The 13667-nt window shown below is 30.4% G+C and carries 10 protein-coding genes; all 10 read left to right on the top strand.

Features of this window, described 5'->3' with window-relative positions; all coding sequences use genetic code 11:
* Positions 1–7: 7 nt before the first annotated feature.
* The 10 genes from RCH18_RS06535 to RCH18_RS16130 all read left to right on the top strand — a co-directional run bounded on the left by RCH18_RS06535 (position 8) and on the right by RCH18_RS16130 (position 13320).
* Positions 8–1855: an outer membrane protein assembly factor BamB family protein gene (locus tag RCH18_RS06535; protein ID WP_326935950.1), complete on the top strand. Its 1848-nt coding sequence runs from the start codon at positions 8–10 to the stop codon at positions 1853–1855.
* A 123-nt stretch (positions 1856–1978) separates the two neighbouring features.
* Positions 1979–3202: a metallophosphoesterase family protein gene (locus RCH18_RS06530; RefSeq protein ID WP_326935949.1), complete on the top strand. Its 1224-nt coding sequence runs from the start codon at positions 1979–1981 to the stop codon at positions 3200–3202.
* Between the two features lie 11 nt (positions 3203–3213).
* Positions 3214–6255, top strand: a complete 3042-nt coding sequence (locus tag RCH18_RS06525; RefSeq protein WP_326935947.1) for an SMC family ATPase — start codon at positions 3214–3216, stop codon at positions 6253–6255.
* Between the two features lie 806 nt (positions 6256–7061).
* Entirely contained in the window at positions 7062–8096 is a 1035-nt protein-coding gene (locus RCH18_RS06520) for a pesticidal protein Cry7Aa (RefSeq protein WP_326935946.1), read from the top strand.
* Positions 8086–10485: a glycosyltransferase gene (locus RCH18_RS06515; RefSeq protein WP_326935945.1), complete on the top strand. Its 2400-nt coding sequence runs from the start codon at positions 8086–8088 to the stop codon at positions 10483–10485. Before RCH18_RS06520 ends, RCH18_RS06515 begins: the two co-directional genes overlap by 11 nt.
* A gap of 482 nt (positions 10486–10967) precedes the next feature.
* Positions 10968–11438 carry a hypothetical protein gene (locus RCH18_RS06510; RefSeq protein WP_326935944.1) on the top strand — a complete coding sequence of 157 codons (471 nt, stop codon included), beginning with the start codon at positions 10968–10970 and terminating at the stop codon, positions 11436–11438.
* Positions 11439–11903: 465 nt separating this feature from the next.
* Complete coding sequence (locus tag RCH18_RS06505; RefSeq protein ID WP_326935943.1) at positions 11904–12125, top strand: helix-turn-helix domain-containing protein; 222 nt, start codon at positions 11904–11906, stop codon at positions 12123–12125.
* Entirely contained in the window at positions 12122–12562 is a 441-nt protein-coding gene (locus tag RCH18_RS06500) for a BrxA family protein (protein WP_326936028.1), read from the top strand. Before RCH18_RS06505 ends, RCH18_RS06500 begins: the two co-directional genes overlap by 4 nt.
* A 228-nt stretch (positions 12563–12790) precedes the next feature.
* Positions 12791–13123 (top strand): hypothetical protein, encoded by a 333-nt coding sequence (locus RCH18_RS06495; protein WP_326935942.1) that lies wholly within the window; start codon positions 12791–12793, stop codon positions 13121–13123.
* 8 nt (positions 13124–13131) lie between these two features.
* Positions 13132–13320: a BREX protein BrxB domain-containing protein gene (locus tag RCH18_RS16130; RefSeq protein ID WP_442788151.1), complete on the top strand. Its 189-nt coding sequence runs from the start codon at positions 13132–13134 to the stop codon at positions 13318–13320.
* Positions 13321–13667: the final 347 nt, after the last annotated feature.

The raw sequence follows: 13667 nt of genomic DNA, 5'->3' as shown, positions 1-13667 counted from the left end.
CTTCATTATGAAATATATATTTTCTAAAATTCTATTGCTTGTTATCATTTCAACTTGCTTTGCACAAAAGTCAACGGAAGTTCCAGAAATTAAATTTGTTCATCTTACTGATTTACATGTGTCTGTAGGCAATGATAATGATGTTTTACTCCAAAAAATTATAAAAGAAATCAATGATTCTAAGAATGACTTCGTGGTTATAACTGGAGATTTAACTAACCGAGGGGATGATGAGGAGCTCAATCGTGTGTATACTATTCTTACCGATTTAAAGCTGCCTTATTACATTATTTCTGGTAATCATGAAACAACTTGGAGCGAAAGCGCAGCCTTGACTTATAAAAAATTATGGGGTGCAGATCGGTTTGCGTTTTCAAAAGGCGATTATCTTTTTGTAGGATTTGCATGTGGACCTTATATGAAAATGGGAGACGGTTTTGTAAAAAGGGAAGATATACTTATGCTTGATAAAACCATAAAAGATAGTTTAAAAGATAATATTAAAAAAGTATTGACTTTTTCTCATTATCCGCTAGACAATAGTCTTAGTAATTACAAAGAAGTACTTTCTGTTCTAAAAAAATATCCTACCGTAGCTAGTTTTTGTGGACATGGACATACCCAAAAAAAATATGATTTCTCCGGGTTAAGTGGGCTTATGGGGAGATCGATAATTTCAAAAGACGGACAAACTAAAGGTTATAACGAAGTGGTAATAAGCAGCGATAGCATTAGTGTTTATCACAAAGAAATAGAAAAAAACGCTGTATTTGCGCATTCAGTTTCTACAAAACCATCCAAGATTATAATCGATAAAAGCACGAAGCATAATGAATTAACATCTTTTGTCAATGATATAGCATCCATTTATACGGTTCCATCTTTTGATAAAAAAAATATTTATTTCGCTAATTCACTAGGATCAATTCAGTCAATTGATTTGAAAAATAAGAAAATAAATTGGAAAATTGAGACAGGCAATTCTATTTATTTTCAACCACAAATTAGCAATAGTAATCTAATAGTTGGAACAATTGAGGGAAACTTAGTAGGTTATGATAAAAGATCATCAAAACAAAAATGGAAAACTGCTGTTGGGGGAATCTTAGTAGGATATCCAAATATTGAGAACGAAAAACTGTACACCGCGAGTTCAACAAAATTCATTTGCATTGATATTAATAATGGAAAAGTAATTTGGGAAAATAAACTACCACAATCCTACTCACAAGGAAAACCGCTAATTCAAGGGAATGCCATTATTTTTGGAACATGGGATACTTATCTCTACTGTTTAGATAAAAATACGGGCGACCTTTTATGGAAGTGGAACAATGGCAATGAAAAACAAGAATTATATTCTGCAGGAAATGTTGAATTAGTTTCCTCAAAAAACCGACTCTATTTTGTAACGCCTCAACGATTTTTAACAATTTTAGATATCAATACAGGAAAATCTTTATTGAGAACTTCCAAATGGAAAGTACGCGAATCGATGGGCAAGAGTCAAAATGGAAAATTCTTTTATGCTAAAACAATGGACGGCGAATTGCTACGCTTGCCTCTCAACGATGATATAGAATTGACCGAGGAAAATTTAATAACTCAAAGTAAAGTTTTAGATTTAAAAATAGGATATGAACACAATCCAGCAGCAATATTAGAAAATAACGGTAAAATTTATTTAGGAAGTCGTAAAGGTGAAGTTGTAATTGTTGATGCTGAAAAATTTGAAGTTTTGAAAACAGTGCATTTAGGCACTTCAAGTATAAATGGCTTTACTACGGATAAGAATGGAATTGTATGGACTTCGCTTATTGAAGGCAGCATTTTTAAATTAGATGGATCTATATAATTTAATAAAAATTAAAATCAATTTAATCAAAAGTTACTGTTTATAATTTTTTATTTAGATCTTGCTGCGTCAAATTACGAGTTACAATTAACTGCGATAAGCATCAAAATCTATAGTTTTAAAATGAAAATATTACATACTGCCGACTGGCATTTAGGAAAAAAGTTAAATCATTTTTCTCGCTTAGAAGAGCAAAGGTTGGTAATGGATGAAATATGCACCATTGCTGACGATCAAAATGCGGATTTAGTTATAGTTGCCGGCGATTTATTTGACACTTTTAACCCTCCAGTTGAGGCTGTTGATTTACTTTATAAAACCCTAAAAAGATTAACTAATAATGGAAAAAGACCTGTAATTGCCATCGCAGGTAACCACGATAGTCCAGATAGAATTGACTCGCCAAATCCCCTTGCACGAGAATGCGGAATTCTATTTGTAGGTAATCCAGATATGACTATACCGAAAATGATAATCGAAAATGGCTTTGAAATCATACAATCAGAAAATGGGTTTTTGGAAATTAAATTACCGTCATATAATTTCCCAGTTAGAATTATAACTACCCCTTACGCCAATGAAATGCGACTAAAAACTTATTTAGGGAGTGAGAATAAGGAAGATCAATTAAACAAATTATTACAGGATTCATGGGCTAAACTGGCCGATAAATATTGTGATACAAAAGGCGTAAATATATTAACCACTCATTTATATATGCTCAAACGTGGCGGCGAAATCCTTGAAGAACCTGATGGTGAGAAACCATTAAAAATAGGAAATGCCGATATTATTTACACTGATTGTATTCCGCATCAAATTCAATATACTGTTTTAGGACATTTACATCGTTTTCAAAATGTAGGTGGTCATAACAGTCCTGTAGTGTATTCAAGCAGTCCATTGTCGTATAGTTTTTCAGAAACAGGTCAAGAAAAAAAAGTAGTTTTAATTGAAGCTGAACCCAACAAAGCGGTTCAGTACACTGCAGCTCCATTGCAGTCAGGAAGAGTTTTGCATAGAAAAAGATTTGAAATTATTGATGAAGCTGTAGAGTGGCTGTTAGCAAATCCATATTGTTTAGTTGAGTTAACTCTGGTTAGCGATACTTTTTTTGCCACTCTAGATTTAAAGCGAATTCACGAAAGCCATGATGGAATTATTTATATTATTCCAGTTATAAGTAAAGAGAATGAAGAACAGCAACAATCTTTCAAAGTAAACTTAGAGCAGGACATGCAAGGCTTATTCAAAGACTATTTTATTTCTAAGTACAAACAAGAACCTAATACTGAAATATTAGATTTGTTTAATGAAATTATTGAAAGTCAATCTAAAAATCAATAAAGAAAGTAGTTATGTTACCATTAAAATTATCTATTGCGGGTTTATATTCTTATCAGAAAAAACAAACTATTGATTTTGAAGAACTGACTGATGCTGGTTTATTCGGAATTTTTGGCGCTGTAGGTTCTGGAAAATCTTCAATTTTAGAAGCCATTGGTTTTGTGTTGTATGGTGAAACAGACCGTTTAAACAAAGCCGATAAGCGCGCTTATAACATGCTCAATTTACAATCTGATCGAGCCAATATCGAATTGGAATTTCTAAATTATCAAGAACGAAAATTTAAGTTTGTGGCTGATTGGAAACGAAAAAAGCGTTTTGAAGAAACCACTTCTATAGAGCGATTGGCTTATGAATGGAAAGAGGAGCAGTGGATCCCGATGACCTCTGCTGATGCAACGATTATTATAGGTCTTACTTATGAAAACTTTAGACGTACCATTATAATTCCGCAAGGAAAATTCAATGAGTTTTTAAGTTTAAAAGGCAAAGAGCGATCTGATATGATGAAGGAGATTTTTTATCTTCAACGTTTTGATTTGGCTTATAAAGTTTCAACTGCTCAAAGTGTAACAAGGACAGAATTAGATCAATTAAAAGGCGTTTTATCAGGTTTTGAATCAGTTTCAGCCGAAGCAATTTCCGTTTTAGAAAATGAAGTTGGTGAAGCCGCTACTGTATTACAAAAAAATAAAAGTGAATTGAGTTTAGTTGAAATAGAACTCAATGAGTTAATGCTCCTTAAAACAAACTTTGAAGATTTAGAGAAAAAGAAAATCCAACTTTTTGAATTGAATGTTGAAAAAGAAATGATCGATTCGCTACAATGTGAAATAGATTTATATGAAAAAACAGAACGCAATTTTAAATCTAATTTAATCACCTTAAAAACGGAAAGAACAGCTTTAGAAAAATCAAAAGAAAATAAAATTGTAACTGAACATAAAAGGCAGTTATTAGTAGATAGTGGATTAAAAAACCAATCTGCTTTAGAAATTTTACAGCCAGAATTTGAAAATTTAGACAATTCAAAAATCAAAGTTTGCGATTTAGAATCCATAGAAAAAATTATAAATTTAAAGAAGGAGTTAGTTACTATCGCTGAAAAACTAAAGGCAGAGGAAAACTTATTTTTAGATAGTGAGAAAAAAGAAAAAGCACTAATTTTTCAATTAGAAAGCATTGAAAAACAATTGGGCGACGCTAAAAAAATTCGAGTAGATACCTCTTTGTTATTTGAAATAGAAACATGGTATCAACAGCAACAAGCGTGGAAAAATAATCTTGATGAGAATAAAAAGAAAAATGATTTACTTCAGCACGATTTAAAATTAAAAACAGCTGCATTTCAACTTTTAGAATTACCATTTGAAAGTTGGAATAATGTTTTAAAAACTAATTTAGACAAAGTTACACTCGAAAAGGAAAAGGCAGTAGAAATTAGGACAAATCTTTTAGTTTCTAAAGAGCTACTTCTTTTTGTTGAGAATTTACATGATGGCGAAAATTGTCCGCTTTGTGGATCAGTAGAGCATCCTAATATTATGCATGGTGAAGATGTTTCGAATCAATTAGCTATAATCGCTAAAGTTATTAATAATTTAAACGATCGAGAACTGCAGATTAGTTTAAATAAAGCACAATGCGAAAAATTAGAATTTGAAATAAATCATTTTCAAGCGCAAATAACAATAGTAAATTCGGAAAGAGAAAACGTCCAAAATAAACTAAAAATTCATCTGACAAATTTCATTTGGAAAGATTTTGATCCCAGCAATTCTCAATTATTTGAATCTACAAAAAAACAACAACTACTACTAGAAAAAACAATAATAGCCTTAGAAAATGATGAGAAAAAGATTCGCAAAGAGTATGAAAGTATAACCGATCTTCTAAAAAATAATTACAAAAGTAAAAACGAACTTGTTACTTTACAAGCGGTTAAAAGTGCTGCTATCGATAATGAGCAGTGTCAAATAAAAATACTTTCTATTGCCGAATACGAAGTAATTGCTGTAGCATCAATTCAAGCTCAGAAAACGGCAATACATAATAATAATCTAAAAACAGCGAAAGATTTTCAAATTTTGAAAGAGCTGATTGCTAAAGAAAATCAAGATTTGGCGATGCTTACAGGAAGTTTAGCAGAAATACAATTGCAAGTTACAGAATATAAAAAAGCACTTGAACTGACTCAAAAAACTATTGCAGAATTGTTAATCGAACATAACTTTTCCTCGGTTGAAGAAGTTAGAACTATTCTATTAAAAAATTGGAATCTTACACTTGAAAAGGAAAAGGTAAAGTTATTTACGGTGAACTTATTGACTGTTACTAATGCGGTGCTAGAAGCAGAAAAACGGATACTAGGAAAAACATTCGACAATAATATATTAGAGGAAAAGAAATCACAGTTTTCTAGTTTCAAATTACAATTTGAAAATCAATTAGGATTATACTCCACTTTAAATGATAACTTATCAAGAATCAACAAACAATTTATAGAAAAACAAGATTTATTAGCTCAATTTGAAATGGTGAGTACACGACATTCTAATCTAGGCATATTATCGAATATGTTTAATGCGAGTGGTTTTGTCAATTATGTTTCTAGTATTTACTTGCAAAACTTAGCTGATGTTGCCAACATTCGTTTTCACCGAATGACTAAAAATCAGTTGAGCTTGACTATTAACAGCGCTAATGAGTTTGAAGTGATTGATTATCTTAACAATGGCGCATCACGAAGCGTAAAAACACTTTCGGGTGGTCAGGGATTTCAGGCTTCCTTGTGTTTAGCTTTAGCATTGGCGGAAAGCGTTCAATCCTTAAATAAAAATGATAAAAATTTCTTTTTTATCGACGAGGGTTTTGGAACCCAAGATCAAGAAAGCATTTCAATCGTTTTTGAAACACTGCAGTCCTTGCGAAAGGAAAATAGGATTGTAGGGATTATTTCGCATGTAGCTGAATTGCAAGAGCGCATTCCAAGATCTATAAATGTTACAAAACAGGATGAAAAAGGTAGTATTGTTACCGAAAATTGGAATTAAAATTGAAACTTTATTTATAAAAGTAGTGCCTATTATTTTAGGCACACTTTGCCACACAAATCGGAGTCGGAGCAGCTCCGCTTATTACCCTTGGACTCCGCATAAAGTGACAGAGAAGTAAACTTGATGTTCTTTCCCATAATATCATCATATTTTATGAACTAATTGTCCTTGAAAGATTCCCTCTTAAATGATGTTGACAAAATCATTACATTTTACCAATCCAAACCCCAATATAAGAAGAAATAGGCGCTTTGTCCTTTTATTTCTAATGACTTCAATATCTTGACGTAACAAAATTATATTCTTTGTTTGCTACAATCATAATTACAATTCCCTATTATCTAAAAACTAAGAATTTTCTATAATTCTTACTAAAAACTTGGCTTTAAATAGATAATTCGAAACACATTTAAACATTTGTGTCGTTTATCTGTGATTTATACAACTATTCAATTAAATCGTATAACTAATTTTAAGCTAATAATTTCAACTTTGTAATACAAGCGTACTCAAATTTTCATTTTTAAAAGCTAAAATAAAAACTGCGCGGCAAGTAACAAATTTCCTTGTTACCACTGCTAATTTTATTTGAATCAATAGTGGCAATGATATTCGCTTAGTAAAAGGAAATATATAATGACAATTTTCAGTAAAATATAGTTTGTTTAAAAGGTCTAAGCTTAATAATTTACAGTAATCCTTTTTAATAACAATTAGAACATATTTTAAATAATGGTTCATTTATTAAATTGATTTTCAAATAATTTGTAAAATCTATATAGAGATAATACTTTAAGGAAGCGATGTTAAAAGTAAAAAAGGAAGGTATAATTTTATCAAAAACAGCTCTCTCATTTGAAAATGACAGTGTATTAAATCCAGCGGTTATGCAGGAGGGAAACATTTTACACTTATTATATAGAGCGGTTCGTCGAGGTAATTATTCGACAATAGGATATTGTAAACTTGATGGTCCTTTAAATATTGTACAACGCAACAATACACCTTTATTAATTCCATCTTCTGCTGAGGCCTCAGCAGGAATTGAGGATCCAAGAATTGTAAAAATCGAGGGTGTTTATTATATCACGTATACTTCTTATGATGGAGTGAATGCGTTAGGAACATTGACCACATCACGGGATTTTATGACATTTCGGAATAACGGAATCATTGTTCCAAAATTCACATTTGATGAGTTTAAGCGTTTAGCAGAGTGTAATAATTTAGTAAATAAAAAATATTTTCGTCAGTCAAGACATTTTGATCGTAGTAAAAAAGTTTTTATTTGGGATAAAGATGTAATATTTTTTCCAGCTAGAATTAAAGGGAAATTAGCTTTTTTACATCGCATTCGCCCTGGCATTCAGCTTGTTTTAATAGAGAAATTAGAGGATTTGACCGTTGGTTTTTGGAATAACTATTTTCTGCATTTTGATCAACATATTATTTTAGATCCTATTGGAAATCAGCATGAGTCCAGTTTTATAGGCGGTGGTTGTCCTCCCATTGCTACTGAATATGGTTGGTTATTGATTTATCATAGCGTTCAAGATACTTCCCAAGGATATATTTATACTGCAGCAGCAGCATTATTGCAACTTGATGATCCTACGGTGGTTATTGCACGATTAAAAGAGCCATTATTCTCGCCAGATTTAGATTATGAGAAGGATGGAATTGTTTCTAATGTGGTATTTCCCACTGGAACTGCATTATTTGATGACACTTTATATATTTATTATGGTGCTGCCGACAAACAAATAGCCTGCGCATCCTTGAGTTTAAAAGCATTATTACAAGAACTTTTATTAAATACGATCCATTATGAGAGCTAATATTTTTCCAAACTACAGTAAATCAGATATTACTTTTAAATCAGATAAAAGTAAATATAAAGAAGACAATTTAAGAAAGAATTCAAATGATCTTAAATACGATCCACTTTCAAACAGTGATGTTAAGCTGCCAGAAATAGTAATAATGACTTCTTATCCTCCTAGAGAATGTGGTATTGCCACTTATTCTCAAGATCTTAAAAATGCAATTCAGCAAAAATTTGGTAGTTCTTTTACAATAAAAATTTGCGCTTTAGAAGCTGGAGAAGTAAATCATCAATATCCTAAAGAAGTTAAATATAGGATCAATACTCAAGAAGTGCAGAATTTTACAACCTTAGCCAAAAATCTCAATGCTAACAAAAATATCTCAATGCTCTTTTTGCAGCATGAGTTTGGTTTATTTGGTGGTAATTATGGAGAATATCTATTGCCATTTCTAAAAAAAATTACAACACCTGTATCAACTACATTTCATACTGTGTTGCCAAATCCAAACGACAAATTAAAAAGTATTGTACAGGAAATTGCATACTATTCTGAGAGTATAGTAGTGATGACCATTTTTTCAAAACAAATTTTAATAAAAGATTACGGTATTTCTATTGATAAAATTACGGTCATTGCTCACGGAACCCATTTAGTAGCGCCAGTTGATAATACAAAACTTAAATTAGAGCATCAATTTAATGATAAAATAGTTTTGTCAACATTTGGATTACTGAGTGAAGGAAAAAGTATTGAAACTGCTTTAATGGCCTTACCTAAGATTATTAAAAAATTTCCGAATGTTTTATATTTAATAATTGGAAAAACACATCCTGAAGTATTTAAAAATGAAGGTGAAAAATACAGAGAGTCTCTACAAGACAAAGTAAAAGAGCTCAAATTAGAAGATAATGTCAAATTTATAAATCATTACTTATCATTAGATGATTTGATGCATTATTTACAACGAACTCAATTGTATTTTTTTACTTCAAAAGACCCAAATCAAGCAGTTAGCGGAACATTAGCTTATGCAATGGCTTGCGGATGTCCTGTGATCGCGACACCCATTCCACATGCAAAAGAATTTTTGATAGGTGCTGGTTTAAATTATGATTTTCAAGATTTTGATCAATTGGCAAACAAAACAATTAGAGTACTGAATAGTCCAAAACTATTAGAAAAAATGCGATTGAGTGCTTTACAGAAAATAAGCTCTACATCTTGGGAAAATGCCGCAATTGCTCATATACAGTTAGTCAAAAATTCAAATAAAAAGATTGAACTAGTTTACGATATGCCTAAAATTTCTTTAGATCATATCAAAAGAATGACTACTAAAGATGGCTACATACAGTTCTCAAAGATAGCTGTACCTGATATTTCTTCTGGATATACGATAGATGATAACGCTAGAGCATTAATTGCAGTTACAAAACATTATCAATTGAATAAAGACCCTGATGATTTAAAATTAATTCAAATCTACCTAGATTTTATACTTTTTTGTCAGCAAAAAGATGGATCATTTTTAAATTATGTGGATGTAAATGGAAAATTTACAGCTAATAATCATAATGAGAATTTGGAGGATGCTAATGGAAGAGGAATTTGGGCATTGGGTGAATTTAGTTCTTTTCATAATTGTATTCCTGCTGAGTTAATTGAAAAAGCAAGAACTGGACTTAAAAAAAGTTTGAATACTATTACAACCTTTAAATCTCCAAGAGCCATTTCGTTTTCCATAAAAGGATTATATTATTATAATTTGGAAATACAAAATAATGAAATTACACAGCTCATTACAACCTTAGCTGATAATTTAGTTTCAAAGTATCGCGGAGTTTCAGATGAGGAATGGAAATGGTATGAGGAATATTTAACTTATGCTAACAGCATTATTCCAGAAGCAATGTTATTTGCGAGTTTAGCGACAGGAAGTAAATTATTCAAAAATATAGCTAAAGATTCATTTGATTTCTTACTATCAGTTATTTTTACGGATACTCAAATTAAAGTGATATCCAATCAAGGTTGGTATCAAAAAGGTCAATCAGTACATCAATATGGTGAACAACCCATAGATGTGGCTTATACAATTCTTGCTTTAAGAACTTTCTTAGATGAGTTTAAAGAGAATTCGTATCGCGTCAAAATGAAGATTGCATTTGACTGGTTTTTAGGTAATAATCATTTAAAGATGATCATTTATAACCCAAAAACAGGTGGTTGTTATGATGGATTGGAAGAAAAGAAGGTAAATCTAAATCAAGGTGCTGAATCTACTATCAGTTACTTGCTTTCAAGACTTACCATGGATGAAATTATGTCATCAGCAATTGAAATAGCAAATAAAAGTGAAAAAAATAAAGTAAACGAATATAGCAGTAATCATAATTAAAAATCAACTGCTGTTGCTATATGATGACGTAAATCTTAAAATTATGAGCTCGATATTTATTCAAGCTCATTTTTTTTTGATATCGTAAACTTCGATAAATAAATTATTGGATTGTTTAGATTTTACATCTATTATTACTTCATTTCATATTAGCAACTAAAAAATAGCAAAGATTTAAATTTTTTAGTGTGATATAATTCAATGTCAATTATAATGTGCTTTTAATAACTAAGCCTAAAAAGAGGTGACATTATATCTATCGATTTTCATTTTTTAGCCAATACGAAAGCGCAGGAATAGTGGATGTGATACCAATTACAATCGCGTCAGATTTTAATTTATATTTTCCTTGTAAAACTCAAAATATAATAAATATTTATAAAAATTGTCTTTAAAACTGTAGATTTTATGGTCAGAAGTAGTATTTTTATTTGTAAATTAGCAAATAGTAAGATCAAAATAAATAACTAAAAAATTGTATTATGAGAAATTTAGCTGTCTTAGGTTTATTGATAACTTGTGTTAGTTTTCAAAGTTGTAAAAATGATAAGAATGAAAAAAATGACAAAACACAAGAAATAGCAAAAGCTACAAGCGTAAATTGTTACAAGGCGGTTTATGAGCAAGATACATTAGATTTGAAAATAAATACTTTTGAAGATGGAAAAGTAACCGGTACAATGGAAATGGCAATAGAAAATATGCCAACAAAAGTCGGGGAATTAGTAGGTGAGACTAAAGGCGATACCATATTTGCCAGCTACACTTTTATACAGGGAAGTAATAAAGAGAAAACGTTTAAAAATCCAATGGCTTTTTTAAAACGCAATAATCAACTGATATTAGGAAATGGTCAAATCCAAATAACTTTAGGGGCTTCGCACTTTGTTAAAGGCGAACCAATAGATTTTGATAGTGTAAAATATAAATTTGATCCAGTGGATTGTAAGTAAAAAACTTCATTTTATTTAAAGATGTTAAATAGAATTTCTTTTTTCAATAATATTTATATTTTATCATAACCTACTTTATAATGGTTCATTTTACTTTAAAAATTATCCATTTCAAAACATAAAAAAACCCCAACAACTGTTGGGGTTTTTTTTGCCTTGACTGTATTCTCAATCTATATATGTATCTCTTATTTAGTTAGTAATTTTTTTGTTTTAAAAAATGTGTATCAAACTACGCTTTGACTTATTCGAGATGCACTATTTTGAAAAACTTAAGATAGTTTTTTAAGTTTTCATTTTATATTCTGCGCTGAAATCGGAAATAACTTTTGACTAGAGAAGCCATTGGTCAAAAAAGTTAGTCTGATTTTATGTAATTTATTATCCGCATTTTTCCACAAAATACTAGCTCATATTTTGTTATATCTATGTTAAAATTCTACAGTTAGCCTTAAATTTTTTGAAATGAACAGAATCACACAGGAACTAGAGAAAAAAGGATTGACACAGACTTGGTTAGCAGAACATTTGGGCAAAAGCTACAATATGGTAAATGCGTATGCTCAAAATAGAAGAAAACCCAGCATCGAGCAATTATATAAAATCGCTTTTCTTTTGAAAATCGAGGCAAAAGAACTTTTAACAGAAAATAATAGCATAATTAACTACTGGCATAAGAAAAAATAAGATATAGCACTGCCTTTACTTCAGGTGCGTTACTACTTCGGGAAACAGAAGCGTTTATCTCAGTTATTAATAGTGCTAAGAATTTCCTTGACGGTATGGAAAATATCGATTTCAATGTTATTCCTGTAAATTCAGAAAAGTCTAAGAAAACATTAAAACATGAGATTGCGAAAAGATTAAAGGCAATCAATAATGAAAGACTACTCGATTCGTTTATGACGTTGGATAGAAACGGCAAAAACGTACTATTGTATTACGGTATTTGTAAATGCTACCCTATCATTAAGCACTTTATGCTGGAAGTAGTACTAAATAAATGGCAAAATTTAGATTATGAATTAGAAATTACTGATTTTATTAACTTTCTGCATAGGAAGATGGGCTTTTATTCAGAATTACAAAAAATTACCGAAAATTCAATCTACAAAAGTAGTTAAGTAGCTTTAAAAATGCTCATTGATCTAGGAATGTTGCGTAAAAACAGAATTCAAAAATAGCAATAACAAATACAGTTTTGAGAGAGTGTTGTAATGCCGGTGACTTTTGGTTCTTGGATGTATTGCTATTAAGTGAATTAGAAAAACAAGAAATTTAGCCATGTTAAATAGCAATAAACTATTCAAATTAATGGAAATAGAGGGTTTCAAGAGCCCAGAACTGGAAATTTGTTTTTTCCAGTTTATATCTACACTTATGATCCAGCGCAAGAATATGAAATGCGTCAGGAAATCAACTTACTAATCGAAAAACTAAGTAGACCCAATAACTACTTAGACTGTTTGGTGATTAATATTTACGATGAAATGATCGATTTTCTTAAAGCTGAACAGTTCGCAAACAGATCCCTTTTTGATTTAATATTAGAAAAGGAAAAAGAAGATGATGAAGAAGCATTAGAATGGATATTGGAAGAAATTAACGAGGGGAACTTTTATACTAAATTTACTGAAAAGTTAAGAACCATTTCGGTACAAACAATGAAAAGAAGGTTTATTTAGTCTTACATGTGTTTGGTACAGCCTATCCTTATCTAAGAGCTTCTGACTTTCTCAAAAACACGGAACAATTGATAAAAGAATTTAAAGTCATTCTTTTTTATCCTGGTAATTACGACAACAACAATTATAATATGTTTGGACTACTAAATGACGATAATTTATACAGATCCAATCATTTAAACAAATTTTTAGAATAGATAAACCTATGAAAACAATATAAGAACTAAACGATAAAGAAATTACTAGAAGAATTAATCTAGCTGTTGTGGTAAGTGAAATGGATGATTATTTCATCAATCAAGAGATTGAAGAATATGTTTTCACACCAGGTATCACAAAAAATGTTTACCGATTTTTGAATGCGATTATAAACAATAAAGAACGTTATAATGAAAAGAAAAGAAATTTTATATTTTTATAGATAATTACTAAATCTTATTAATTTATAGTTCTTGAATTCAACTTATAAATGCAACTTTTGAGAAAAGAGTTGCAAGTATATTAAATTTTTACAGAAAGAGAGAAAAGAAAATAAATTCTTTTC

Origin of the sequence: Flavobacterium sp. PL11, from assembly GCF_035985025.1 — a bacterium.
GTDB lineage: Bacteria > Bacteroidota > Bacteroidia > Flavobacteriales > Flavobacteriaceae > Flavobacterium.
The sequence above is the reverse complement of the archived record's forward strand: the minus strand, read 5'-3'. Positions and strand labels throughout refer to the sequence as shown.